Origin of the sequence: Chitinibacter bivalviorum, assembly GCF_013403565.1 — a bacterium.
In the GTDB taxonomy this organism is placed as follows: Bacteria; Pseudomonadota; Gammaproteobacteria; order Burkholderiales; family Chitinibacteraceae; genus Chitinibacter; species Chitinibacter bivalviorum.
Map to the genome: position 1 here is coordinate 2,474,420 of NZ_CP058627.1, position 25,938 is coordinate 2,500,357.

At 52.8% G+C, this 25,938-nt stretch carries 26 protein-coding genes and 1 pseudogene; 13 read left to right on the forward strand and 14 right to left on the reverse strand.

Translation table 11 applies throughout. The annotated features are described in order from the left end of the window. Positions 1 to 55: 55 nt before the first annotated feature. Both HQ393_RS11725 and HQ393_RS11730 read right to left on the reverse strand, forming a co-directional pair. Positions 56 to 820, reverse strand: a complete 765-nt coding sequence (locus HQ393_RS11725; RefSeq protein WP_179355352.1) for a TlyA family RNA methyltransferase — start codon at positions 818 to 820, stop codon at positions 56 to 58. 13 nt (positions 821 to 833) lie between these two features. Beyond that, on the reverse strand, positions 834 to 1,601 hold the full coding sequence (locus tag HQ393_RS11730; protein WP_179355353.1) for a pseudouridine synthase: 768 nt from the start codon (positions 1,599 to 1,601) through the stop codon (positions 834 to 836). A gap of 181 nt (positions 1,602 to 1,782) precedes the next feature. On the opposite strand from HQ393_RS11730, the gene HQ393_RS11735 reads away from it, so the two are divergent. Further along, on the forward strand, positions 1,783 to 2,169 hold the full coding sequence (locus tag HQ393_RS11735) for a SirB2 family protein (RefSeq protein ID WP_179355354.1): 387 nt from the start codon (positions 1,783 to 1,785) through the stop codon (positions 2,167 to 2,169). A 233-nt stretch (positions 2,170 to 2,402) separates the two neighbouring features. Here the strand turns inward: HQ393_RS11735 and moaC are convergent, their stop codons facing one another. The 7 genes from moaC to moaA are packed head-to-tail and all read right to left on the reverse strand — an operon-like array spanning position 2,403 to position 7,267. After that, positions 2,403 to 3,518 (reverse strand): cyclic pyranopterin monophosphate synthase MoaC, encoded by a 1,116-nt coding sequence (moaC, locus tag HQ393_RS18120; RefSeq protein ID WP_438833111.1) that lies wholly within the window; start codon positions 3,516 to 3,518, stop codon positions 2,403 to 2,405. Position 3,519: 1 nt separating this feature from the next. Continuing rightward, entirely contained in the window at positions 3,520 to 3,987 is a 468-nt protein-coding gene (moaE, locus tag HQ393_RS11750; protein ID WP_179355355.1) for a molybdopterin synthase catalytic subunit MoaE, read from the reverse strand. A 1-nt stretch (position 3,988) separates the two neighbouring features. After that, on the reverse strand, positions 3,989 to 4,234 hold the full coding sequence (locus tag HQ393_RS11755) for a MoaD/ThiS family protein (RefSeq protein WP_179355356.1): 246 nt from the start codon (positions 4,232 to 4,234) through the stop codon (positions 3,989 to 3,991). Next, positions 4,234 to 5,442, reverse strand: a complete 1,209-nt coding sequence (locus HQ393_RS11760) for a molybdopterin molybdotransferase MoeA (RefSeq protein ID WP_218871145.1) — start codon at positions 5,440 to 5,442, stop codon at positions 4,234 to 4,236. Before HQ393_RS11760 ends, HQ393_RS11755 begins: the two co-directional genes overlap by 1 nt. Then, positions 5,435 to 5,950, reverse strand: coding sequence for a molybdopterin-guanine dinucleotide biosynthesis protein B (mobB, locus tag HQ393_RS11765; RefSeq protein WP_179355357.1), 516 nt, complete (start codon positions 5,948 to 5,950; stop codon positions 5,435 to 5,437). The genes HQ393_RS11760 and mobB overlap by 8 nt, the downstream gene beginning before the upstream one ends. A 15-nt stretch (positions 5,951 to 5,965) precedes the next feature. Then, a complete protein-coding gene (locus HQ393_RS11770; RefSeq protein WP_179355358.1) occupies positions 5,966 to 6,268 on the reverse strand; it encodes a helix-hairpin-helix domain-containing protein in 303 nt (100 codons plus the stop codon). A 15-nt stretch (positions 6,269 to 6,283) separates the two neighbouring features. Continuing rightward, positions 6,284 to 7,267 (reverse strand): GTP 3',8-cyclase MoaA, encoded by a 984-nt coding sequence (moaA, locus tag HQ393_RS11775; protein WP_179355359.1) that lies wholly within the window; start codon positions 7,265 to 7,267, stop codon positions 6,284 to 6,286. Between the two features lie 399 nt (positions 7,268 to 7,666). Between moaA and HQ393_RS11780 the strand changes: the two genes are divergently transcribed. Beyond that, positions 7,667 to 9,295, forward strand: a complete 1,629-nt coding sequence (locus tag HQ393_RS11780) for a mechanosensitive ion channel family protein (protein ID WP_179355360.1) — start codon at positions 7,667 to 7,669, stop codon at positions 9,293 to 9,295. A gap of 2 nt (positions 9,296 to 9,297) precedes the next feature. Here HQ393_RS11780 and HQ393_RS11785 read toward each other — a convergent pair whose 3' ends face one another. After that, entirely contained in the window at positions 9,298 to 9,831 is a 534-nt protein-coding gene (locus HQ393_RS11785) for an NAD(P)H-dependent oxidoreductase (RefSeq protein ID WP_179355361.1), read from the reverse strand. Positions 9,832 to 9,925: 94 nt separating this feature from the next. Here HQ393_RS11785 and HQ393_RS11790 point away from each other — a divergent pair, with 94 nt between their 5' ends. The 3 genes from HQ393_RS11790 (at position 9,926) to HQ393_RS17930 (ending at position 12,076) form a co-directional block, all read left to right on the forward strand. Next, on the forward strand, positions 9,926 to 10,513 hold the full coding sequence (locus HQ393_RS11790) for a hypothetical protein (RefSeq protein ID WP_179355362.1): 588 nt from the start codon (positions 9,926 to 9,928) through the stop codon (positions 10,511 to 10,513). Positions 10,514 to 10,519: 6 nt separating this feature from the next. Then, entirely contained in the window at positions 10,520 to 11,254 is a 735-nt protein-coding gene (locus HQ393_RS11795) for an oxygen-binding di-iron domain-containing protein (protein WP_179355363.1), read from the forward strand. 90 nt (positions 11,255 to 11,344) lie between these two features. After that, complete coding sequence (locus HQ393_RS17930; RefSeq protein WP_179355364.1) at positions 11,345 to 12,076, forward strand: peptidylprolyl isomerase; 732 nt, start codon at positions 11,345 to 11,347, stop codon at positions 12,074 to 12,076. 209 nt (positions 12,077 to 12,285) lie between these two features. Here HQ393_RS17930 and HQ393_RS11805 read toward each other — a convergent pair whose 3' ends face one another. Next, entirely contained in the window at positions 12,286 to 14,403 is a 2,118-nt protein-coding gene (locus tag HQ393_RS11805; protein ID WP_179355365.1) for an ATP-binding protein, read from the reverse strand. 3 nt (positions 14,404 to 14,406) lie between these two features. After that, positions 14,407 to 14,883, reverse strand: a complete 477-nt coding sequence (locus HQ393_RS11810; RefSeq protein WP_179355366.1) for a putative pterin-binding protein — start codon at positions 14,881 to 14,883, stop codon at positions 14,407 to 14,409. A gap of 455 nt (positions 14,884 to 15,338) precedes the next feature. Between HQ393_RS11810 and HQ393_RS11815 the strand changes: the two are divergent. The 3 genes and pseudogenes from HQ393_RS11815 to hemB all read left to right on the forward strand — a co-directional run. Further along, a pseudogene (locus tag HQ393_RS11815) lies at positions 15,339 to 16,610 on the forward strand (D-amino acid dehydrogenase); the annotation flags it as partial. A 183-nt stretch (positions 16,611 to 16,793) separates the two neighbouring features. Beyond that, a complete protein-coding gene (locus tag HQ393_RS11820; RefSeq protein ID WP_179355368.1) occupies positions 16,794 to 18,812 on the forward strand; it encodes a BCCT family transporter in 2,019 nt (672 codons plus the stop codon). Between the two features lie 191 nt (positions 18,813 to 19,003). Next, positions 19,004 to 20,005 (forward strand): porphobilinogen synthase, encoded by a 1,002-nt coding sequence (gene hemB / locus HQ393_RS11825; RefSeq protein ID WP_179355369.1) that lies wholly within the window; start codon positions 19,004 to 19,006, stop codon positions 20,003 to 20,005. A 106-nt stretch (positions 20,006 to 20,111) separates the two neighbouring features. On the opposite strand, the gene HQ393_RS11830 is transcribed toward hemB, so the two are convergent. After that, positions 20,112 to 21,401 (reverse strand): IS4 family transposase, encoded by a 1,290-nt coding sequence (locus tag HQ393_RS11830; RefSeq protein ID WP_179358367.1) that lies wholly within the window; start codon positions 21,399 to 21,401, stop codon positions 20,112 to 20,114. A gap of 139 nt (positions 21,402 to 21,540) precedes the next feature. Here HQ393_RS11830 and HQ393_RS11835 point away from each other — a divergent pair, with 139 nt between their 5' ends. From HQ393_RS11835 to HQ393_RS11845, 3 genes are all read left to right on the forward strand, one after another. After that, positions 21,541 to 21,930 carry a hypothetical protein gene (locus tag HQ393_RS11835; RefSeq protein WP_179355370.1) on the forward strand — a complete coding sequence of 130 codons (390 nt, stop codon included), beginning with the start codon at positions 21,541 to 21,543 and terminating at the stop codon, positions 21,928 to 21,930. A 189-nt stretch (positions 21,931 to 22,119) separates the two neighbouring features. Beyond that, complete coding sequence (locus HQ393_RS11840; protein WP_179355371.1) at positions 22,120 to 22,785, forward strand: class I SAM-dependent methyltransferase; 666 nt, start codon at positions 22,120 to 22,122, stop codon at positions 22,783 to 22,785. 171 nt (positions 22,786 to 22,956) lie between these two features. Continuing rightward, positions 22,957 to 24,033: a carbohydrate-binding protein gene (locus tag HQ393_RS11845; RefSeq protein ID WP_218871147.1), complete on the forward strand. Its 1,077-nt coding sequence runs from the start codon at positions 22,957 to 22,959 to the stop codon at positions 24,031 to 24,033. A 99-nt stretch (positions 24,034 to 24,132) separates the two neighbouring features. Here the strand turns inward: HQ393_RS11845 and HQ393_RS11850 are convergent, their stop codons facing one another. Continuing rightward, a complete protein-coding gene (locus tag HQ393_RS11850; RefSeq protein WP_179355373.1) occupies positions 24,133 to 24,579 on the reverse strand; it encodes an MEKHLA domain-containing protein in 447 nt (148 codons plus the stop codon). Positions 24,580 to 24,690: 111 nt separating this feature from the next. Between HQ393_RS11850 and HQ393_RS11855 the strand changes: the two genes are divergently transcribed. Together HQ393_RS11855 and HQ393_RS11860 are read left to right on the forward strand one after the other, a co-directional pair. After that, on the forward strand, positions 24,691 to 25,143 hold the full coding sequence (locus tag HQ393_RS11855; RefSeq protein WP_179355374.1) for an EVE domain-containing protein: 453 nt from the start codon (positions 24,691 to 24,693) through the stop codon (positions 25,141 to 25,143). Next, entirely contained in the window at positions 25,140 to 25,937 is a 798-nt protein-coding gene (locus HQ393_RS11860; RefSeq protein WP_179355375.1) for a sulfite exporter TauE/SafE family protein, read from the forward strand. Before HQ393_RS11855 ends, HQ393_RS11860 begins: the two co-directional genes overlap by 4 nt. Position 25,938 lies beyond the last annotated feature (1 nt).

The following is a 25,938-nucleotide window of genomic DNA, read 5'->3' on the forward strand; positions in this document are numbered from 1 at the left end:
CCGACAGCGGTTTTAACGCCGCATCGCCTACGCGCAGCAGATTGTGAACAGGCTCTTAAACCGCGCGGGCGTAGATAAAAAACTCCCGGTTGCCATCACCACCGGCAATCGGGCTGGCAAAATAATCGAGCAACTCAAAACCCGCCGCCACCGCGGCGGTTTTGATTTTGTCTTCCACCAGCGGATACAGCGCCTCGTCGCGCACAATCCCGCCCTTACCCAGTGCCTGTGGCCCCAGCTCGAATTGCGGCTTGACCAGAAACAGCAGCAAACCGCCAACAGGCAAGACCGTACGCAAGGCAGGCAGCACCAGCGTTAAGGAAATAAACGACACATCGCCAACGACCAGATCGAGCTGCGCATCTGGCGAGTCGGCCACCACCGCAGGCGCGATCAGCTCGGGGGTCAAATGGCGCGCATTCACGCCCTCAAACTGCACGACACGCGCATCGGCCAGCAGGCGCGGATGCAATTGATCGTGTCCGACTTCAACACCGATCACTTTGCGCGCACCCGATTGAAGCAGGCAATCGCTAAAGCCGCCAGTCGAAATACCCACATCGAGCGCCAACATGCCGCTCACATCAAGCTGGGCACTCGTCAAAGCGCCCGCCAATTTCAGCCCGCCGCGCGAGACGTAGCGATCGACTTCATCGGGTGTAATTGTAATGTCGGCTTGAGCATCGAGCTTGAAAGCCGCTTTGGTAATCGGCTTGCCATCAGCAAATACGCGCCCCGCCGCGATCATCGTCTGCGCCTGCGTGCGCGAACTCGCAAGGCCTTGCTCGACCAAAAATAAATCAGCGCGCTGTAGACTCATTGAATCATCCGTATCAGATGAAACTTTCGTCGCTACGCAAATAGCGCCACTGCCCACGCGGTAGATCGCCGAGCAAGATGCGGCCGATGCGGATGCGTTGCAGACCGACGACTTCTAGCCCGACCATTTCACACATACGACGGATTTGGCGTTTTTTACCTTCGCGCAAAATAAAACGCAGCTGGTCTTTGTTTTGCCACCAGACGCGCGCGGGCTTGAGTGCTTCGCCATCGAGCGACAGGCCGTGGTTCAACAGGCGTAAACCATCGCCTTTCAAATGCCCCGAAACGCGCACCAGATATTCTTTTTCAACTTGCGAATTCTCGCCAATCAGCGTTTTCGCCACGACGCCGTCTTGCGTCAGCACCAGCAAACCGACCGAATCAATATCCAGACGCCCTGCGGGCGCGAGGCCTTGGAAATGCACCGGCGAAAAACGCACCCCGCTGGTGTCGCCTTCCCACTGGTTTTCGGGTTTGAACAATACCACCGCAGGCTCATAGCCATCTTCAGCCTGACCCGACACATAGCCCACAGGCTTATTGATCAGAATCGTTACGCGGCTGTCTTGGATTTGCTGCGCAATCGGGTCAAGCTCGACATGTTGAGTTGGGTAAACCTTGGTTCCCAACACATTCACCACTTCACCATCGACGCGCACCCAGCCTTTGGCAATGTATTCATCGGCTTCACGACGCGAGCACAGACCGAGCTCGGCAAGGCGTTTCGAGAGGCGCAACATTTCTGGCGCGCTGGCTGCTTGATCTTGCTGATCTGACATGATTTTTCTACATTTGAAGCCGATAATCCCCCATTTTACTGGTTAAATGCAGCACTTAGAACATGTTTTCAGACCAATGAACTTAATCGGCGCCAGCTAGGTCTGATATTGCGGCTGTTATGCCATGGCAATGCGCTCATCAGCGCCAGCTTCAATCAATAAATCACGATAGGAAAATCGCGTGGAACATTACTTCGCCATCCGCCACCTTCACATCACGCTCGCCTTGTTGTCGGGGGCATTTTTTCTATTTCGTGGCGTGTTGATGCTCAAGCAATCAGCTTGGCTACAGCATAAAATCTGCAAAATCGCGCCGCATATCATCGATAGCGGGCTATTGGGTGCGGCGATTTATCTGGCGGTGATCACGCATCAAAGCCCGGGTAACTCTCCGTGGGTAGCGGCTAAAATCGGCGCTTTGCTGCTGTATATCGTGCTGGGGACGATAGCGCTCAAGCGCGGGAAAACAATGCAAATCCGCAGCGCGGCGCTGATTGCGGCTTTGGCAACGTATGGCTATATCGTCGCAGTTGCGATCACCAAAAACCCGCTGCCTTGGCTGGCCTGATTTTTGTACTGATCGAATTGAAAAAGGCTGCCGAGGCAGCCTCAGGCTGCAGAGAAAGTGGAAAATCACAATCTTTAAGTCTCGGCAAAGCCGAGCCTAAGACATAAAGCCTTGAATCTGCAGCCTTCATGTTTTATTCCCACCCCTCCCGTCCCCTCCTTGAGGGGAGCCTCGCTTCGCGAGTGGGGTTTGTCATCAATCTGAGGCTACCGAGGCTGCCTTTTTTTTCGCGTTTAAATCAGTGGAAATTCTGTGGCGACGGCGGGCATGGCGGTTGTCCAATGCCCTGACTTGCCGCCGATTTTCTCGATCAGGCGAATATCGGTCATGACCATACCTTTATCGACGGCTTTGCACATATCGTAAATAGTCAGCAGCCCCACCTGCACTGCGGTGAGCGCTTCCATCTCAATGCCGGTACGACCAAACGTAGCGCACGTCACTGCGCAGCGCACGGTAGATTTAACGCGATCAATCGAAAACTCAACATCAACCGCAGTCAGCGGCAGTGGGTGACACAAGGGGATTAAATCGCTGGTTTTTTTCGCAGCCATAATCGCGGCAATGCGCGCGATCCCAAGTACATCGCCTTTTTTGTGATTACCCTCTTCGATCAAGCGCAGCGTATCGGGCAACATGCGAATATCACCTTGCGCGGTGGCGATGCGCTTGGTTTCTGCTTTATCACCCACATTGACCATATGCGCCTGACCTTGCGCATTAAAGTGCGTCAATTCACCGGCCACGGGAATGGTTTCTGCACCAGAGAGGCGACTGGCGAGCAAGGATAAATCTTCTGGGGTATTCAGATTAGGGAAACAACCGTCAGGAAAAGTGACATACACCGCGCCGATGCTTTTGAGCCACTCGCCCATTTTGGATTTACCGCTCGACAGATTTTCCAGCAAGGAAGGCATTACATCGCGGCGCAGCAGGCATACCGACCAATGCACTTGCCCATCGGGCGTACGGGCGACTGCCGCAGGGGCTTCGCTGGCATTAAGTGCGGCGCGAAATTGCAACAATAAATCAGACGGCAAAAACGGTACATCGCACGGCACGACGAGCATCCAATCGGCTGGCGAAGACATCCACGCGGCATGGATGCCCGCCATCGGGCCGGGATGATTTGGATATACATCGCGCAAGACAGCATGACCAAACGCGGCATAGTCAGGCATATTGCGGTTGGCAGAAATCAGGATATGATCGATCGGGATGGTTTGTTTTTGCAGCGATTGCAGCACCCAATTAATCATTGGCTTGCCCGATAATTCAATCAGCCCTTTATCGCGCCCCGCCATCCGGCGTGCTTCGCCACCCGCCAATACCACCGCATCCAAGGTCATTTCATCTTTCCCAGCGTAGCTGCGCAGCTTGGTCGGAGTCTTTCGCCTCCACCCAAGTTGCTTGGTGCAAGGTGACTTCTTTCTTCCAAAACGGCGCGTCGTTTTTTAAGTAGTCCATAATATAGATGTTCGCGTCATATGCGGCAACGCGGTGCGCACTTGCCGTTAAAACCAACACTATTTGCTCCGCCGGCCCCATGCTGCCGACGCGGTGGATGATCGTCACTGCATCGAGCGGCCAGCGTTCATGCGCTTGCGCCACAATTTTGTGCAATGCACGCTCGGTCATCGCGGGGTAATGCTCAAGGTGTAATGAGACTAAATCGGGCTGCGGGTTGATATCGCGTACTCGCCCGACAAACATCACCACCGCACCGATGGTCGCGTCACCCGCGAGGCGCTGATATTCGGCGGCCACGTCAAAATCGGCCTCTTGCACGATGATTTTATCGCGATGCGTCTGCCCCATCTTAACCCCCCGTCACAGGAGGAAAGATCGCCACTTCGGCCCCAGCAGGGATCGCATCATCAAGTTGCGCCATTTCCTGATTGATGGCGATACGAAACACGCGATTGCCGCCCAATTCCTCGGCCCAAACGCCGCCGCGCGTGACCAGTTGTGCAATCAATTCACGTCCATTCGCCACTTCAGGCAGTTGCTCTTCGCTACATAACAGCGCATCGCGCAAGCGTGCAAAATACAAAATCGTCAGCATCACGCCCCCAAGCTGTTAAACGGGATGTATGACACCACATCACCGCGACTGATGGTTTGACCAATTGGCAAATCAACCAAACCATCGCCCCACACCATCGACGTCAACACGCCCGAGCCTTGCTTGGCAAATAGCTCGACGCGGCCAGTTGCATTGAGGCGGGCACGCAAGAATTCGCGGCGATCTCCGGCCTTTTTCCAGTCAAAATCGGCGATCAGAGGCAAACGCGCTGGCGAGGTTTGACTTGCGCCTTGGCGCGCCAAGATAAACGGGCGCACCAGCATCAGAAAAGTCACCAAGGCCGAAACAGGGTTGCCGGGCAGTCCGATAAAATCACAAGCGCCGATTTTACCAAAAGCAAAGGGCTTACCCGGCTTGATGGCGATTTTCCATAAATTCAGTTTACCTAGGTATTCGACTGCAGACTTCACATGGTCTTCTTCTCCGACCGATACCCCGCCCGAAGTTATCAATACATCGTGTGATTGCGCTGCATATTGAAGCGCCGCAATGGTGGCCTCTTGATCATCGGGCACAATGCCCAAATCACTCACCACACAACCCAAGGCTTTGAGTGCGTTGATCAGCACATAGCGATTTGAGTTGTAGATTTGCCCAGCTTGCAGCGGCAAACCAGGCTCGACCAATTCATCGCCCGTACTCAATAATGCGACGCGCAGCGGGGCAAATACATTCAACGCAGCCACGCCAACTGAGGCCGCCAAACCAATCATCGCAGGCGTCAGCACAACGCCGCGTGGCAGAATCACCGCGCCCGCCGCAATATCATCACCGACCCGGCGGATGTTCGCGCCGTCTTTCAGGGTCAGATTGACGCGTAATTGCTCACCATCCACGCTACACACTTCCTGCATCGCCACCGCGTTGGCACCTGCGGGAATCGGCGCGCCGGTAAAAATCCGCGCGGCTTCGCCAGCCGCCAGCGGCGTACCAACTTCACCCGCAGCAATGCGCTGTACTACGAGGTATTGCTCTGGAGGATTTGAAAAATCAGGAACATGAAGGGCATACCCATCCATCGCACTATTATCAAAACCCGGCACATTGATCGCCGCACACACATCATCGGCCAAGACCCGACCCAGTGCAGCGGCCAAAGGCACAGCTTCGGTCGTCGTCACGGCTTGCGCTTGCGCCAATAATTGCGCCAGCGCAGCATCAAAATCTAACATCGCAAAGTCAGGCATGGGATAAATCCGAAAAATACTGAAAGATAAACTGCGCAATCGCAGCGGGATGATTGAGGTCGAGCAGCGGTAATTGATGCGGCGGCAGCGCAGCGGCCGAATCGGTCGCGATGGCGATGACCTGCTCATCGTCCACAAACAATGGTGGTTTGCCATTGACTGCGCGCCAGACTTCGATTTTCGCAATCGGCTCGCGCTTGAAACCTTCGACCAGACATAAATCAGCGGGCGCGAATCGTGCGATTTGTTCGCTCAGACGTGGCATTTCCCTGCCCGCCAATTCCTGAAAAATCGCGACCCGATACGGCGACACCAGCATGACTTCACCCGCCCCCGCCGCACGAAAACGGGCGGTGTCTTTGTGTGGCGGCTCAAACTCGATGTCGTGATGCGAATGCTTGATCACATTCACCCGCCAACCCAATTGTGCCAGCTCGGGCAATAGCGCTTCAATTAGCGTCGTTTTACCTGAGCCTGAATAGCCTGCGATTGCCAATACTCGATGCATGCAAAAAATCCGGTTTTAAATTGGTTTGCTTAGGCTGCGCAGCATGACTTTGCGCTCTGCCGTGTAATCCCACCACGGCTTTGCGGCCTCACCCGCCATAAAACGCGTAATCGACATAAACACATCGAGCACACAGGGATCATGCTGTGTCGCCGTCAAATCACACAATTTTAGGTACATTTGGTAGGGGCTTTGCCCGATGAGTTGCTGCGGGGTATGGATGCCCAAAAGTTGCAAATCCGCCGCCATCGCGGGGCCAATATTGGGTAAGTCCGTCAATTGCGAGAGCTCAGCGCGGTTTACTTTACTGGGGTGCATAGTCTCGCCAGATTACTAGCCACCCGTTTGCGACATAAAGCGGATCAGCTTAGTGGGTTGTTCGATAAATTCGTGTCGCTCGGGTTTGAGCTCGATCGCGTGCAAAATCGCCGCTTCCAGCTCGGCGTCAGATGCGCCACCGCGCAGCAAAGGCCGAAACTCAAACGCGCTTTCCTGCCCCAGACACATATACAGCGTACCATCGACGGTGAGTCGGACGCGATTACAGCTGGCACAAAAATGCTGCGAAATCGGCGTAATAAAACCAATTTTACCGTGATGTCCAGCGATTGCCTGCCGCGTTTGCCAGTAGCGTGCGGGGCCACCGCCTAATTCCGCCACTTCAGGAATCAGATCATAACGCTCAACGAGTCGATCGCGAATCGGCCCCAAGTCGAGGTACTGCGCATTGCGGCCAGTATCACCCATCGGCATCGCTTCGATCATGCGCAGAATATAGCCATTTTCAAACGCAAAGTCGGCCATCGTGTTGATTTCAGCGTCATTCACGCCCTGCATCGCGACCATATTGAGTTTAATCGGCGCAAGCCCCACGGCTTTGGCGGCGCGTAAACCCGCCATCACTTGGTCAAACGAATCACTACCAGTAATTTCAGAAACGCATTGTCGATCGAGACTATCGAGGCTGACATTAACGCGCGTCACGCCGGCGTCTTTGAGCGCCTGCGCGTGTTTAGCCAATTGGGTGGCATTGGTCGAGAGCGACAAGTCATCCAGCCCCAAGCCGCGAAGCCGTCCTGCCAGCTCGGGCAAATTGCGGCGCAGCAAAGGCTCGCCGCCCGTGAGCCGCACCCGACGAACACCCAAGCGGGTAAACGCGCCGACTAAACGCTCGATCTCGTCAAACGTCAGCCAATGCGCAGGCTCTTCAAAACCTTTGAAACGGGCAGGCAGGCAATAGCTGCAGCGCAGATCACAGCGATCTGTCACCGAAACGCGCAAATAATCGATGGCCCGGCCAAATCGATCTTGCAGCATAACTCGCCCCTTTTCTGAAAAAAATCAAATACTCACATCACGTGAACTTAAGTATGCACCATCGCCCAGAGCGGCTAAATACCCATTTGGGACAATAGACTGTTACCAGTTAAGCAATAAAACGTCGCAAGGCAAAGCCAGCGTTTAAGAAATAAACCATAAGCGCATGGGTATAGTCATAAACACCAATCAAAACACTATCCTCATGAACATACCCATTCATAATATTTCAAGCCCATCACACACTGGCGGCCCATGGCGCTAATGAATGAGTCGTCGCAAAAGTCACAATATGACAGCGGAGCAAATAATTCGCGGTTTAATGCCTTGTCTGGCTAGTATCTGGCAACGGCTTTGTTTATGCTTTCTCCCATAGTCACGAATTTGGATGTCGATTTTATGAAACACCGTTTATTGCACCTTTGCACCATGATGATGTTTTTAGCTTTCATCGGCTTGAGCTGGGCCAATGATGCACCCGCGCCAACCGAAGCCAACGAAGGCTATGTCGCGAAGATAAATAATCGCGACATTATGACTTTTCACAGCCCAATTCTGACTTACAGCGCCCAAGACCGCGCGCTGGGCGCCGAGCAGCGGATCAAAAAAATCTTGGCCTCGCTCAAAGAGGGCAAGGTCGACAGCAGCATGATTAACGCGCCGGCCATCGGCATTAGCATTACGATTGATGGGCAACAGGCGTTTATTGTGTTGCAAGATGATGTCAATACGCTCAGCGGTGAAACACTAGAGTCGACCGCCAATAAAGCCAAACATCAATTGCGCATGCTCATTGCCGAAAGCAATGAGCTACGCGACCCCAAACAATTACTCCACGCCGCGGCCTATGCACTCGTCGCGACCGCGATCTTTGCAGCACTCATTTACGCACTATCCAAATCGCGTATTTTCTTATTTAAAGCTGGTCGTCGTTATATCACCCGCCCCGTTGCCCATCTGGCGCAAAAAACCACTGGCGTGAGCTTTTCTTTACTAAATCGCGTGTTGCGCTGGTTGATTAATTCGATCACCACGGTATTTGGGCTGATCTTTTTATATAGCTGGACCAGCTTGGTATTTAGTTTGTTTCCGTTTACCCGCGCTTGGAGCGAAAGGCTGAATGACTCAATTCTGACTTTCCTCGGTAATGTGGGTGAAGGCATCCTGCATGCGATCCCGAGCTTTTTGGTGATTGTGTTTATTGTGGTTTGCGCGCGTTATTCTTCGCGATTCCTGCATTTTGTCTTTGGCCGTATCGAGCGCGGTGAAATGCACTTGAGCTGGTTTGACCGTGAAACGGCCAGCACCACGCGCAAAATCATGTCTTTTCTCGTCTGGCTACTGGCCATCGCGATGATTTACCCCTATTTGCCCGGTGCGGATACGGAAGCCTTCAAGGGTTTATCGGTGATGGTCGGCTTGATGGTGTCCTTGGGTGCATCGAGCGTGGTGGGGCAATTTGCCAGCGGCTTAATCCTGATTTATGCCAAATCACTCAAGCAAGGCGAATACGTACAGATTGGAGACACCGAAGGCACTGTGATGCACATAGGCTTGTTTGCGACCAAAATCCACACCAATTTGCGCGAAGAAATCAGTATTCCCAATTCGGTATTGGTCGGGCAAAGCGTGAAAAACTTCTCTCGCCTCGCGGCGGGTGGCGGCGTAATCACACAAGTGGGCGTCACCATTGGCTACGACACTCCGTGGCGCCAAGTCGAAGCGATGCTGATTGAGGCCGCAGATCAAACCAGCGGCGTGCGACAGATCCCAAGCCCGATCGTCTATCAAACGGCGCTTTCTGATTATTATGTCGAATATTTCCTACGTATCGCCGTCGATGAGCCGCGCCGTCGCTTGGAAATCATGAGTGAATTACACGCCAAAATTCAGGATGTATTTAATACCTATGGCGTGCAGATTATGTCGCCGCATTATCGTGGCGATCCGCCTGATGCAAAAATCATCGCCCCTGAAAACTGGGCACCAGCCCCAGCCAAGGGCGTTGATGCACCTTATACGTCTTAAGTTCATTCACTGAGCAAAGCACAATAGTGCTGCGCAAAAGCCTCGATGGCTGTTTGGTGCTCCACATCAAAGGGCGATCGAGGCAAATGTTCAACATCATGCAGCACCAGCGGTGTATGCCAGATCAGCCCCAGCGCCTCTGCCGTGAGCCGCATCGGATACCACAAAGCCTCAGTCGAAATGGGCTGTGCCGCATCATATAAAGCGCCAACCGACGCTGTACTGACCACCAAATGCAAGTGTTTCCCCGCCAAACTTTGCACCCCGCCATACGCCCAGTCGCGCTCAAAGACCTCATCTTGCCAACGCTTTAGCATCGCCGGGCAGCTATGCCAGTACAAAGGAAATTGCCAAACGATGCGCTCGGCTCGCAAGCAAGCCGCCTGCTCAGCCAAAACATCAATCACTCCATCGGGATACATGCTTTCCAAATGATGGATTTTGACTTGTGGCAATTCGGCGATTTCATCGATCAGCGTGCGATGAGTTTGCGAGGACGCCAAATGCGGGTGCGAAAAAATAATGAGATTTTTCATGATCAGGCCTCGCTCCATTTACCTCTTTAGTATGGTTGTCGCATGAAAGAAATACTCGCTATAAAGAGGTAGCACAACAGACAAGAGGTTAGCCATGGCCGCCACCAGTAGCGGTGTTAGCGCGCTGCATCAATCCGTATTAATCCACGAAGAAGTCAAAATGGTGGTACGCAACTGTTTTGAAATCAATCTGATGGGTTTAAATGCGATTTTGCTGGCCAAAAAGGCAGGGGAATCAGCGCGTGGCTTTGGCGTGATTTCGAGTGAGTTGCGCTTACTCAGCCTTGAGCTTCAAGCTGCAATGCAAAGACTGGGCGAGCTCACCCAAGAACTATTGGCACAGGCCACACAACGCCTGCAATCAGAGCGGCGGCTGGCGCGACTCTCCGATGCAGCAGAGCACTCCGATCAACTCAAGCTAATACTCCAACCCGCGATTACTCAAGCACAAAACAAGATGGGTCATCTCGTTGAAGCCAAGCGCTTTCGCGAATGCCTCGAAGACGCCAACCGTACTTGCACCTTCGGCTTGGTGCTAGCCCGCTCGGCCCGGATCGAATCGGCCTACAGCGGGGCGATGCGTTCAGTGCTGGCCGAATTATCGGAATCCTTTGCCCAAAAAATCGAGGCCGTTTTACCGCGACTTGACTCCCTGCAACGCATAACACAAGACTTGAACTAAACACCTATGAAAAAAGCTCAGCTAATAGCCAGTACAAGTGAACATCGCTGGTACGCCATTTCGCGCGATCCGGCTCGACCGCATCATTTAATCGACACTAATGAATATGTTGTGACCACCGGCGACGATAGTATTTTATGCGATCCAGGCGGCTCGGAGGTGTTTCCTGCGGTTTTTGCCGCGCTATCCGAAGTGATCGACCCACGCACGGTGCAGCGGATTTTCTCCTCGCACCAAGACCCCGACGTGATTTCATCGCTCGGGCTGTGGAATGATTTTAACCCCAAAATTCGCTGTCACGTTTCAGGGCTGTGGGGCAGCTTTATTCCCCATTTTGGCTGTAGCGAAGACACCTTGGTATCGATTCCTGATGAAGGTGGCATCATTACCCTAGGCAAAGCCGAATTACAGTTTATCCCCGCACACTATCTTCATTCCTCGGGCAATTTCCATTTGTATGATCCAGAGTGCAAATTGCTTTTTACGGGTGATATCGGTGCCGCCCTATTGCCGAATCATGATTGCAATCTGTACGTCGAAGATTTCGATACGCATATTCGCTACGCGGAAGGCTTTCATAAACGCTGGATGGGCTCGAACACCGCCAAGCAAAAATGGATCAATCGGGTACGCGAGCTAGATATCGATTTGATGTGCCCTCAGCACGGCGCGATCTATCGCGGTGATGATGTCAAACGCTTTATCGACTGGTTTGATAAATTACAGGTTGGCATCGGTTGATATTTTAAAAACAGTCCCCATTATTTTGAATAACCCTTTTAACGCCACGGGATTTGTGGCGTTTTTCATATCATCACAGGATTAAAACTCATGGCAATTATCGTAAACGGCGTTGAAATCAGCGAAGAAATGATCGCAGGCGAGCAAGCCAACCATGCCCAAGCGCCAAGCGCGCGTGACGCCGCAATCCAGGAGTTGATCCTGCGTGAATTGCTGCTGCAAAAGGCCAATGCGGCGGGCATCCAATCAGCAACGCCTGAAGAAGCGATCGGTGCTTTGCTCGAACAAGAAATCAAAGTTCCAGAAGCGGATGATGCCGCTTGCCAAGCTTTCTACGATGAAAACCCAGAAAGCTTCACCCGCGGCGAAATGGCTGTAGCTAGCCACATTTTGTTCCCACTGGGCGAAGGTCTGGCAGCTAGCTTAGCCAAATCAAAAGCGGAAGGCGTATTGGCTGAAGTGCAAGCCAATCCAGCGCGTTTTGCAGCCTTGGCGAGCGAACACTCAACTTGCCCATCAGGCAAACAAGGCGGCAGCTTGGGTCAATTTGGCCGTGGTCAAATGGTGCCTGAATTTGAAGCTGCGGTATTTAGCACCGAAGCAGGTCAAATCACACCTAGCCTGGTTGAAACACAATTTGGCTACCACATCATTCAAGTGAATGAGCGCAGCAATGGCGACAAAGTAAGCTTTGATGAAGTGAAAGAGCGTCTGCAAGCATTCCTGACCGATATGGCGGGTCGCAAATTGATGCACGACTACCTCGCAGCCTTGGTGGCTGATGCAAAAATCGAAGGTTACAGCTTGCCAGCCATGGCCTAAGTCTGCTCTAACTTTCAAAAAGACCGAACTTGAAGGTTCGGTCAGATTGATGGCAACCCCCACTCGCGAAGCGAGGCGCCCCTCAAGGAGGGGACGGGGGGTGGGAATAAAACATCAAGGCAGCAGATTCAACGCCTAATTTCTGAGGCTCGGCTTTGCCGAGACTTGAAAAATGTGGTTTTCCAGCTTGTCAGCAGCCTGACCGAACTTTAAAGTTCGGTTTTTTTATTGAGCGCGGCCAGACTCTGCTCGCGTAAGTCGCTCAATTGCGACAGTGTCGGATTTTGCAGTTGAGGATTAACTTCGAGCAAAGTCCATTGTTGCGCCAAAGCCATGGCCCCCAATTGCGAAGCGATACCCTTGGCGCTGTGCGCGTGCCTTTGCGCGGCCTCGATATCGGCATCGTGCAGTGCGGCCAGAAAATCCAACTCCAATCCCTGCAAACGAATAAAGCCTTTGAGTGCCAACTCAGCAAAACGTGCTTCGCTAAACCCCAGCCTAGCCTGCGCCAAAGCGGCATCCATCAGCGCAATCGAAGTATCTCCCGCATCGATCGCTGCAGCGGCAACATTCAAGCCCAGTAATTCGAGTAATTCCTGTGCTTGATAGGGTTTGCTCAAATAGCCGTCGAGCAATTTAAATTGCGGTAGTAGTCGTAACTCGTGCTCAGGGGAGGCGGAAATTAAATAAATCGGTTTATTAAAACCCAAATCACGCAATTGCGCGGTAGTACTCAGGCCATCAAGGCCTGGCATCTGGTAATCCATCAAAATCCGTTCAATTTCAGGATGCGCTGCCACCATCTTGATTGCAGCTAGCCCATCTTCTGCTGCCAGCGTCAAAGCACCTGCTTCTTCAAGTATTTCGCACAATAAATCGCGATTGACGATCTGGTCTTCCACCACCAAAATCGTCTTGCCCAACGCTGAAGCAGCATAGTTTACCGGGGCTGGCCGCGTCGCCAACTGGGGCGGCGCGGCGACCTTGGTCGGTACGGTCAGTGTGAACTCACAACCAAAACCAAACTGACTTTGCGCTACCAGCTCACCGCCCATCAAACGCGCATAATCTCGGCTCAGCGCCAAGCCAAGCCCTGTTCCACCAATATGCTTACCGCTTTCGGTTTGCTCAAATGGATGAAATAAATGGGCTAATTCATGCTCGGCGATCCCGCAGCCGGTATCCTTCACTCGCGCTTTTAGCTCGAATAGCTCGGCCTCACCCTGCTTTGAGATGTGTACCGTCACCCCGCCCTGCTCGGTAAACTTCATGCTATTGCCGATCAAATTAATCAAGATCTGCCGCAGCTTGCCACCATCGAGCATAATAAATTCGGGTAAGTCAGGTGCCAATTGAATCTCTAGCCGCAGTTTTTTTTCCTGCGCCATCAAAGCAAACATGCTGTCTAATTCGAGTTTAAGCTGCGGCAAGCTGATTGTTTCGGTGATCAGCTCAAGCTTGCCACTTTCGGATTTGGATAAATCCAGCACATGATTGAGCAGGCTGAGCAAATGTTGCCCCGAATGCGCGATATGACCGAGCTGCTTTTTTTGCCCATCACTCAAACCCAAACTTTGCCGCAAGCGCTCGGTGTAACCCAAAATAGACGTCAATGGCGTGCGGATTTCATGGCTGATGTGCGCCAAAAAACGACTTTTAGTCGCATTGGCCGCCTCAGCCAACTGGCGCGCATCGGATAAAGAAAAATTAAGCGCAACCAACTCTTTGCGCTGCTTTTCGCTACGCCACAGCACCGACAAGCCCAAGCCCGCAAACAGCAGCAATAAAATAATCTGCAACCCCGACAAAGCCACGCGGAAAAAACCCAGCCGAGCCAGTCGGTTTTTCTTGGCCTCACTATTATTGGCAAATTGCAGCCGCGCCGATTGAATCAGCTCATCAATATGGTCTTGCTGCTGCAATACGAGCGCCTGCATCGTTTTCCACTGCGCAGCACTGAGCTCGCTTTGGCGTAGCAATTGATCTGCTTCGGCAATAAAGCGATGCAAAGGCGCGGTCATGGCACTGCGTAATTGCGGATCGGGGAATAGATCACGGGTAGAGCCGCCTTCAATCCCTTTGACGCGGCTATAAAAAATATCAAAGCGCAGCGTTAAATCATCAAAGCGATGCGCCGTTGTCGCCTCGCGCAAACGCTGAAACTCGCTGCCCAGCTGAAAAATCTGCCACAGCTGATTATCAATGCCCTGCTCTGATTGGCGGGTTAACTCGGCCTTTTGCTGCTGCTCGAAATAGACGATCAGGCTAAAATTGGTCAGCAATACCGCGCTGATCGTCAGCAAAATCAGCAAAAAACGCCGTGACATCGATTATTCCGCAACGATCTGTTTAAGCTGCCAGATACACCGGCGGTAGTATTCTGTTTTGCGCAGCTCTTCTTTTGAATCAAAAGGATAAATCACAAACAATGGGCCTTTTTCACGAATGGCCATCGGTTTGCCATTGAGTTTGCTGGCCACAATGACATCGTAACTCTGCGCATCGCTCACCGGAATCTCAATCGTATAGTCATTTAAAGCCGTCATTTTGAGCGTACCCGCTTTAATGCCTGCCAGTTTGATCACATCACGTAGCAATGGGCCTTCAAAAGTTTGCGGCTCTGGATACCAAGGGGTAGGCACGGTCAGTTTTTTTTGTGGCAATTTATCCAAATCAGCAATCGATAACGCTTGCTCTTGAGTCACTTTCCCCGCAATTTTCAATACCGTTTTGGCGGCATCCGCATCGGCGGCAAAACCCAATGGGGCCAATAATAAACTGACGACTAACACTAAGGTACGCAACATCGGTTTTCCTTTTGAAATCAATAACACCCAGCGATTGTATAGCGGCTTTGCTCTGTCACATATATCTGTTTTTAGTTGTGTAACATATTAAAGGCAATGATTTTCACTTAGCGCATCGCAGCAATGTTCAATCCACATACCTAGTCACGTATAGCGTCACAATCAAATCAATCATTAATGTTATGGCACATACCCAAGACATCAATAATTACACGCCGGTTATTTAGTAGTCATTAAACGCAAGAACTAGCCAATCTATTCAATCCATTACACAGCAAATGATGATGCGCTTTCACTTGGAGCGGAATTCAAACCCCATAGAGATACAACACCAAGTATTGCCATGAAGTCATCTATATAAAAGAACTACAAAGCAATACCCCCGCATAGTAGATTCCCCGCATCGCGAAATTTAACTTCGCCAGCTAAGCTAGTTTGATCAGCAAAAGGATAAAGCGATGCGGATCATAATCATCGGCGCTGGGGTGATTGGCGTCACGAGCGCCTACTATCTGCAGCGAGCTGGCCATCAGGTGACGGTGCTAGAGCATCACCCCGCCCCAGCGCAAGAAACCAGTTTTGCCAACGCAGGGCAAATCTCCCCCGGCTACGCAGCGCCGTGGGCGGCGCCGGGCGTGCCGATGAAGGCAATGAAATGGCTGATGCAGGAGCACGGCCCGCTCCGTGTGCGACCGAAAAATGATCCGTTTCAATGGCAATGGATGGCGAAAATGCTCGCCAATTGCACGATTGAAGCCTATCAGCGCAATAAAAACCGCATGGTGCCGCTGGCTGAATACAGCCGCGATCAGCTCAAGCAACTTCGCGCCGACACCGGTATTGAATACGAAGGGCGCAGCTTGGGCACACTGCAAATTTTCCGTCAGGCCAAGCAATTAGAAAATGGCCGCCGCGATGCCGACTTGCTGGCCAAGATGGGCGTTGCGCATGAGTTACTCGACGCCAACGGCATCGCCCGCACAGAGCCCGCCTTGGCGCATATCGCCGATCAATTGGTCGGCGCGCTGCGCTTACCCAATGATGAAACTGGCGATTGCCAGCTGTTTACCCAGCAATTGGCCGATCTGGCGGCGCAACTCGGTGTGGTGTTTCGCTATGGCGTAGATGTATTGGGCTTGCCCGTCAAATATGGTCTGATTCAGTCGGTGCAGCTATCGGGTGAAACCTTAAACGCCGATGCCATCGTGCTGGCGGCAGGTTGTGCATCTCGCCAGCTGGGGCAATTGATCGGCCTTGATTTGCCCGTTTATCCAGTGAAAGGCTATTCGATTACCGTGCCACTGAGCGCCGCCGCCAAAGAGCAAGCCGATTTAGCGCCGCGCTCGACGGTGATGGATGAAACCTACAAAATCGCCCTGACCCGCTTTGATCTGCGCCTGCGGGTCGGTGGCATGGCCGAGCTGGCGGGTTATGACAAAACGCTAGACCCCAAACGCGTGGCAACACTCAAAATGGTCGCGCACGATTTATTTCCACACGCGGGCGATCTGACTACCGCTAGCGCGTGGACTGGTTTGCGCCCGATGACGCCCGATGGCACGCCGATCATTGGCGCAACGCCCATCAATAACCTATGGCTCAACACCGGACACGGTACGCTGGGCTGGACGATGGCGTGTGGCTCGGCCAAAGTGCTTGCCGATCTTATCAGTGGGCAACGTCCTGAAATTCCAACCGAACACTTAGGCTTAACTCGATATGGCTAGTACACATTCTGTGCAATATTCCCGATTGTGACATTGTTGGGGTTGCCCTCATAACTCCTTAGGATATACTTACAGATCGCGGAAGCAGTCGTTTGGCTGCTTACCGCTCTGATCCATCGAGCTCCTCGTTCAATACCATCTACCAGCATCATTATTCAGAGGAGCTTTCAACCGGAGCTCAATATGACCCACACCGCCAAGCCACGGCATACCTTTAGTATGCCGGTGCTGATCCCGAGCCTTGTTCTGATCATTGCCTTAATTGCCTTCACTACTCTGGCCCCGCAAGTGGCCGAAACGAATTTCGTCGCCGCCCAAAGCTGGATTACGGTGCATTTTTCTTGGTTTTATATTCTGGCGGTATCCGGCTTTTTCCTGTTCCTGATCGGACTGGCGATCAGCGATTACGGCAAAATCCGCCTTGGTGCCGATGACGCCGAGCCTGAATTTAGTCTGGGCTCATGGCTGGCCATGTTGTTTGCCGCAGGGATGGGTATCGGCTTGATGTATTACGGTGTCGGTGAGCCTTTACAACACTATGTCAATCCGCCACTAGCCCAAGGGCAAACTTTGGCTGGCGCCAGTGAAGCGATGACCAGCACCTTTTTGCACTGGGGTTTTCATGCCTGGGCGATTTATGGCTTGGTCGGATTGGTGCTGGCTTATTTTGGCTTTCGCTATAATCTACCGCTGACGCTGAGCTCTGGATTGTATCCGCTGCTACGCGAGCGTGTGAATGGCCCTGCGGGACATACCATCAATGTATTCGCTCTGTGTTGCACCCTCTTTGGGCTGGCACCGTCGGTTGGTTTGGGCTCGGTGCAACTCGCGGCTGGCATTCATCAACTCACAGGTTGGGACACCAGCGGATTGTCAGTGCAATTGGCTCTGATTGCGACCGTGATTTTTTTGGCGGGTATTTCAGCCTCAACCGGCCTAGGCAAAGGGGTACGTCGACTCTCAGAATTAAACCTGCTGCTGGCCGTGATATTGCTGTTGTTCGTCCTATTTGCAGGACCCACCTTATTCTTGCTCGGTGCCTTTGGTGACAATGTCGGCAATTATCTGAGCCAATTTTTGAATCTCACCTTCCGTGGCTTTACCTATACCCCAACGCAGAGTGAAGGCTGGTTAAGCGGCTGGACCATCCTATATTGGGCATGGTGGATTTCGTGGTCACCGTTTGTGGGCTTATTTATTGCCCGTATTTCTCGCGGCCGAACGATTCGGGAATTTATAACCGGCGTGATTATCATCCCGAGTATTTTCACCTTCATCTGGATGACGGTGTTTGGCAATAGCGTGATCTGGCTGGATATGAACGTGGCCCACGGCGCGCTGGCGGCGACCGCTGGCAATGTGGATGCGCTGCTATTTAGCTTCTTCTCGTACCTGCCATTTTCGAATATCGCCTCGATTATTTCGATGATGCTGATTTTGGTGTTTTTCGTTACATCCGCGGATTCGGGTGCCTTGATGCTCGATGGCTTGTCGTCGAAAGACCCAGCCAACTCCCCCATCTGGCAACGCTTATTCTGGGCGATTTTACTCGGTCTAACCGCAGGAACCCTACTCAGCGCAGGTGGACAGAAAGCCTTGATGACGATGACGCTGATCGCGGCACTGCCATTTACCGTGATTATGATTTTGCTCGCGTTTTCACTCTGGCGCGGCTTGGTGGCTGACCAGCGCCACTCGCAGCAAAAATTCACCCCAGCCAGCACATTCTGGAGTGGCCAGCACTGGAAGCAACGTCTGGAGCAGATTTTGCATCAGCCAAGCCAAGAAGACGTCGCCAGCTTTATTCGCGATACAGTGACGCCTGCCCTGCATGAAGTGGCCATTGAAATGCAGCAACGCGGCTGCAAAGCGCGAGTTGAAACGCATGACGATGGTGGCATTTCGCTGTGCGTACCGCAGCCAAATCTGCGTGACTTTATCTACGGCGTACATGCGCATGCACGCCCAGTAGCCAGCTTTGCTCTGCGCGATGCGAATTTGCCCGCCAGCGAGCGGCAATATACCTACGAGCCGGTGACTTTCTTTGCTGATGGCCGTCGCGGCTACGACATTGAATACATGCGCACCGAAGAGTTAATCGCCGATGTATTGAAGCAATATGAGCGGTATCTGTCGCTAAGCCAGAGCCAGAATACTCATTTGATCAATACCACCCCGGAGCATACCAGCAGCAATGGCTAAACATCGCTAGCTTCGTGTTCATCACTCACTCTGCCTCACCCATTGAGGCAGAGCTCAAGCGCCGCCTTGGCAACTGCCAGGCGGCTTTTTTTGCGCCGAAAGCGGCGCAAATCAGGCTAAAATTGAGCCTTACGATCAACCAAGCTGGTCTTGCCCCACAAGAGCAAGGGTGGCCATCCACGGGATTTCTCATGCACAACAATCGCCCCTTCCCCACGACCCGCCTGCGCCGGATGCGCCGTGATGACTTTTCGCGTCGCCTAATGCGCGAAAACACGCTCACCGCCAGCGATCTGATCCTGCCGGTTTTTGTGCTGGATGGCAGCAACCGGGTCGAAGACATCGCCTCGATGCCGGGCGTGCAACGCATGAGTATGGATAAACTGTTTGCCGTCGCCGAAGAAGCCGTCCAACTCGGCATCCCCGCGCTGGCGCTGTTTCCGGTGATCGAATCCCAACTCAAAACCTTGGACGCGCGTGAAGCGTGGAATCAGCGTGGCCTCGTACCGCGCACCGTCGAAGCGCTTAAAATGCGCTTTCCTGAGCTGGGCATCATCACCGACGTGGCGCTTGACCCGTACACCACGCATGGCCAAGACGGCATTATTGATGACAATGGCTATGTGCTGAACGACGAAACCATCGCCGCACTGGTGCGCCAAGCCGCCAGCCATGCCGCCGCTGGCGCGGATATTGTGGCGCCATCCGATATGATGGACGGCCGCGTCGCCGCGATTCGCGCCGCGCTCGATCGCGACAATCACATCCACACCCGCATCCTCGCCTACTCGGCCAAATACGCCAGCGCCTTCTACGGCCCATTCCGCGATGCGGTGGGCTCGGCCGTCAATCTGGGCAAAGGCAATAAATACACTTACCAAATGGACCCTGCCAATAGCAACGAAGCGCTGCACGAAGTCGGCCTCGATCTGGCCGAGGGTGCCGATATGGTGATGGTGAAACCGGGTATGCCTTACTTAGATATCGTGCGCCGCGTGAAAGACGAATTCGCTGCGCCGACTTTCGTGTATCAAGTCTCAGGCGAATACGCGATGCTCAAAGCCGCAGCGCAAAATGGCTGGCTGAATGAAGAAGCAGTAGTAATGGAAAGCCTGCTCGCGTTCAAACGCGCCGGCGCCGATGCGATTTTGACTTACTACGCGATTGAAGCAGCGAAGTGGCTGGCGAAGTAATCCGTATCACCCGAATCGCACCCCCAAAATCAGCCTTGATTTTGGGGCTCGAATGCCTGCTCCTGCTCCCACTGCCGCGAAAATAAGCTAATTCTTTCATATTCAATCACTTGTAGGCTCGGTGATAGCGAGGCTTAATGCGACTTGGATTGCGTGGGGGGCCAGATCTATCGGGGCGTAATCGTTCGACTTGCTTGATTAATAAGACAATTATTTTATCGAACAAGGCACCAAACCGCTTAGGGTCACTCAACAAGCGAGGCAACTGGTGTCGCAGTTGCGAAGCGGCGTAACTTAAATTGGCATGAAATAAGGCCTGCTGCTCTGCAGGCAATGCTCGCAATGCATCTTCACAAGCTAGACTCGCCAGATTATGTAACAAAATGGCGGCATGAAACTCCTGTCGTACAGCCAGTGGGGTTTCACCACCAAATTGTTCCAGCTTTAAGCGGCACTTGAGATTGCGGAATGCCTCTTCAATTCGCCAACGACGGTGATAGAGCGCGGCAAATTCCGCGTGAGGATACTGCACTTCATTTAAGAGCGATGTGGCCAGTATTTCGATCATACCCGACTGAAGTATCACCTTAACCAGCCTGATTTTAAAGGGTTTAATGGCAATACCATGAGTATTGAAGGACTTATATTGCGCTCGATTAGGTGTAATGGTGATGACTTCGCTCATCCGATCTGAGCGCGCAAAGGCGGTGACCAGTGGATTGTAGGACGAGCTATAGAGTCGCATACAAAACGCTTGTTGGCGTTCAAGCAGCAAGGCAAACAGCCAATGCGCAGGATAGCCTCGATCAAGCACCAATAAATCGTCTTGTTTGAGGATGGGTAACTGCCGGAGCAGCAGCTCACGCTCGCTGACGCGATCGGCATCAAGATCCGCACACAGAATCAATCCAGTACTGGTTTCGCACAAGGCGGCAGCACGTGCCAAGGAATAAGGGGGCGCATTTGCGCCATCATAAACATTGAAGTGTTCAGGCTTGCGAATATCTGCATGGTTGGGCAAATACAAAGTGGTTGAGTCGGCGGCAATGATTCTCCAGCTATGCCAACGTTGAGCCAAATCGCTTGGTAAATCATGGTTGATTTGGTCGCGCAGCTCGATATAAGCAGACTCTTTGAGCTTCTTACGCGCCATTCGAAAGGCGTCGTCATTGGGTAAACGGCCATCAGGCAGATCCAAATGATCAAAGAACTGATCGACTTCGACTTGCAAAGATTGCTGAAGTCCAGCGAGCAAAATGCCCGCTACGCGTGGAAAGGTAAAAGTGGTGTTGCGAGTGAAATCTTGCGGGCGTTGACGGTGGCGGGAACGAAATTCAAGAGAATGAAGTAACTGCTGGATTTTATAGATTGATTTGGAATATAGGGAGGGTCGGATTCATAGTCTATTAGTTATATAAAACAATAAGATAACACATAATGCCATGATCGGGCGACCTGGGAAAGGCTTATTTTCGCGGCAGTGGCTCCTGCTCCCCGCCGTGACATTGTTGGCGTATTCCTTCTTTGGCGTTTGGGTGGCAGGCATCTCATTTGTGCTGCACGCGCTACTCTTGTATGCCGCGCGAAATAGTCGCTATCGTTTAGCAAACCCAATCACCATCAGCGTTGATGACGATGCTGTTTGGTTAAGCATGGGCCATGCCACGCACTGGAAAATTGAGAGCAAAAATATTGAATCAATAGAAAGAATTAAATTGAATGGTTTTTTCCGTCTGCAAAATGAAATGCTCATCTTGCACACCAAAAATAATGATTCATTTTCAATTTCAAGTTCTGATTGCTATGAGCCTCCCTTATACCAAACACTGAATACTGCGATTTCAAGCAGAACAAGTAAGCACATTGGATTCGATAACAACCAATACCCACCCAACGTATGTCAGCCAAGCCATCGATTATATTGATCCGCACAGATATACCCATTACACCATAATTCACACTACGGCTCAGCACCTGCTCGGTGTTACTATCGCTGCATCTTCCACCTCCGCTCCTGCCCGCCGAATATTCTAATCGTCCTCTCAGCTCGCTAGCTCTTTAGCGCCTTGGCAGATCGAGAAGCGTTCCTCGCCCGCATCTGCATCAAGGCTTTTATGTCTACCCCGAATCTTGGCTATGCCATCAAACACCAGCACGTAGCCGTGGCCGGTGGCGCCGACCTGCACGTTCGCTCTTTGCTCGATAAACAGCAGTTTTACGACCCGCTCGGTATTGCTGAGGCGGCGGGCGTGTCGGAAGCGTGTTGGTCGCTGTTTGGGCAAGTTTGGCCATCGGCGCAAAAAATGGCCGATTTAATGCAGGACTATGCACTGGGCGAGCGGCGCATTTTAGAAATTGGTTGTGGCTTGGCGCTGGCCAGCTTGGTGATTCACCGCCGCCTCGGCGACATCACCGCCAGCGATTGTCACCCGCTGACCGAAACTTTTCTGAATGAAAATACACTACTGAACGCCATGCCAACACTGAAATATTGCACCGGCAACTGGGGGCGCAGCAATCTGGACTTGGGCGAGTTTGATCTGATTATCGGCAGCGATGTGCTGTACGAGCGTGACCAGCCAATTGCGCTGGCCGAATTTATCGAGATGCACGCCGCACCTGTTTGCGAAGTGCTCATTATCGACCCCAACCGCGGCAACCGCAGTGCGTTTAATCGCCAGATGAGCGAGCGCGGGTTTGAGATGAGCGAAACCATAATTACCGCACCACTGAACGATGGCAGTGCGTATCGGGGAAGGCTACTGCGTTATTTGCGCTGAGCTCATCAGCGCGATGCGCTAACGCACCGCAAATCAAATTTTTCCAAATCGCAACATAGACTTAGCCTATCTTGACTTTGCTGATTCGATTGTCGATATTCATCTGGCTGCTTGCAGCCTTTTTGGCACCAATAGCCAAAGAGCTTCACAATAATGATGGATGGAAAGACTATGAAAATCACGCTACTCGCCCTTGGGTTTGGCGTGGGCTTGGCGGCGCAAACCGCGCTGGCCTGCTCGCCAAACCCTAATCCGACCTTACCGCAAATGCCAACAGGTCTGGATGGCAAACTCCCGCTCACTTACCCTGATTTAGATCCCAACTACCCCTACATTCCGCCCGTGACCAGCGGCGCGTGCCCAACACCGGCGCGTTACGGCTTTCAGGCAACAATGCCAGCGCTAAACGATGCCGAAACGGATCGGGTGTATGGCACACAAAACACCAGCGCCCCCGCTTGGGACGCGGCCAAGGTCTATAACACCGGCGATCTGGTTAGCTCGGAAGGCGTGACATACAAAGCCAAATGGTGGACGCAAAACGAAAAACCAGGCCAGCCATGGGGCGCGTGGGAAGAGCAAACTGCGCTATCAGGCCCACAAGCGTGGAGCAGCAGCAAAGCATACAACGGCGGCGATCAGGCCACCTTTGATGGCCGCCTGTATCAAGCCAAATGGTGGACACAAAATAATCAACCCGGTCTGGCTGGCAGCCCTTGGGAAGACAAAGGTGTAGCGCCCATCCCAAAATCTCGTCCACCGCAATTCAAAGTGAATGTCACTCGCCAAAACGATGGCTCGCTCAATATCACGGTGCCCGTTGGCTCGTACATTTACCCCGTTTCATATGTGTACCGTGCCACCGCCTCATGCAGCGCAACCATGACCACCGAGGGTGAACGCCCCGCTTCGGCCATTCCACCAGTGATCGAGCGTTGGGAAGTGCATATCGATGGTAAAACAGTGGCTACCCAGCAAGGTCCGTACTTGATGCCCGTTCCTGCGGTTGCGCCACCACCCCCGCCGATTATTCCGCGCAATGCCGATGGTAGTTGCAGTGTTGCCGAAGGTACTATCGTTGGCCAATTCGGCTCGGCGCGCGGTGGCGACGTGATCGGCTGGACCACCATCGCGGCTGACAAAGCGGCTGGGCATATGCTCAGCGTTTGGCTATGCAATGGCGATCAGTGCCGCCCCTCAACCTTGCTGTGGAAAGATCGGTTTGGTACACAAGCCAATCAATATTGAGTTGTAAATACCGAGTGGCAAACAAAATGCCAAGTCAATTGACTTGGCATTTTTTATCAATCAAAGCGGATGAGTGGGGCGATGATTTGCTCCGGCGCTTTAAGCATCCTGCCATTTTTCATAAGTCGCGGCCTGCCCATGGCACACGCCCGTATCGTCAATCAGATTCCACACCGTCACATTTTCGATCCAGAAGCGCCGCCCTGATTTGGCAATACGCAGCCCGCGATAGCCAGTGGCATAACCCTGACGGCTGACCGTATCGAGTAATTGCTGGCGCTCTTGGCGATTGGGCGCTTCAGCCGAGAGGCGCGATGGCAGGCCGATCAGCTCGGCTGCACTGTATTCAAAACAGCGTTGTGCCGTCGTATTGGCAAAAATAAAACGCGGGTCGCTACTGGCCTCATGTGCCAGCACGCAAAATGGCGCTTCAAATTGCAGCCAGTGCGCCGCTTGCTCAAGCGGCCAATCGGCAGGCAGCAGCTCGCGCCCCACTAGACGGCGATAGCTGTCCAACATTAATTGCACCAAGGCTAGCTGAGTCATGATTTTTACGAATTAGGTCAAGAGACTAGACATTATACCGCGTCACTAGCTTGACTTTACCGCCGACGCTAGGCAGATTGATTCGCTCTACATGCTTGCTGACAAGACCATATGCAATACTGGCTAATGAAATCCGAGCCCGATGATGTGTCAATCGACGATCTGGCCGCCCGAAATACCGTGGGGTGGTATGGCGTGAGAAACTATCAGGCACGTAACTTTATGCGCGATACCCAGCAAGTGGGCGATGGCGTGCTGTTTTATCATTCTTCGTGCGAGCAGCCGGGCGTGGCTGGCTTTGCCCGCGTGGCCAGCAGCAGCTACCCCGACCCGACGCAATTTGATCCTAACTCCAAATATTTCGACGCCAAAGCCACGCTGGAAAAACCGCGCTGGATGCAGGTCGATGTCGAATATGTGCGTAAAACGCGGCTATTGTCGCTGAGCGAAATGCGGCAATACCCTGAGCTGGCCGAGATGCTGGTACTGCAAAAAGGCTCGCGGCTGTCGATTACCCCCGTCTCACCCGCCGAATGGCGCTTTATTCAGGATTTACTCGCATGATGACGATGATTGCCGCTTGCTTGGCGGTGGGATTAATTGCTGGTTTTCTCGCTGGGCTGTTGGGCGTTGGCGGTGGCTTGGTGATTGTGCCCGCCCTGTTGGCGGTGTTTCACCTCGCGGGTATTTTGCCCGAGCACCAGCAGCATTTAGCATTGGGTACGAGCTTGGCGACGATTATGTTTACCGGCATCGCCAGCGTGCGTGCCCACCATGCGAAAGGGGCGGTGCGCTGGGATATCGTGCGGCAAATCACGCCGGGCATTATTGCGGGCACATTTATTGGCGCCCAAATTGCCGGGCTGATCTCTACCCGTGGCTTGCAATGGATTTTTGTTGTCTTTGCCTACGTCGTCGCGGCGCAAATGCTGCTGGATTTAAAGCCCAAACCCTCGCGCCAATTGCCCGCGCGCAGCGGGATGCTCTCGGTAGGCGGTGTGATCGGCGTGTTGTCGAGCTGGGTAGGCATTGGTGGCGGGTCTTTATCGGTGCCATTTTTAAGCGCCTGCAATGTCCCCGTCAAAACTGCGATCGGCACATCATCGGCGATCGGCGTACCCATTGCGCTGGCCGGTGCGGCAGGCTACATTGCCAGCGGCTGGGGTATTGCCAGCTTACCTAATTACTCATTGGGCTATGTTTATATACCTGCACTACTCGGCATTGTACTTGCCAGCTTTCCCATGGCCAAAGTCGGCGCAGCAGTGGCGCATCGCCTCCCAGTGCCTACACTGAAAAAATGCTTCGCCGCCCTGCTGATTATTCTGGCCAGCAAGATGCTGTGGAGCTTGTGGTGAG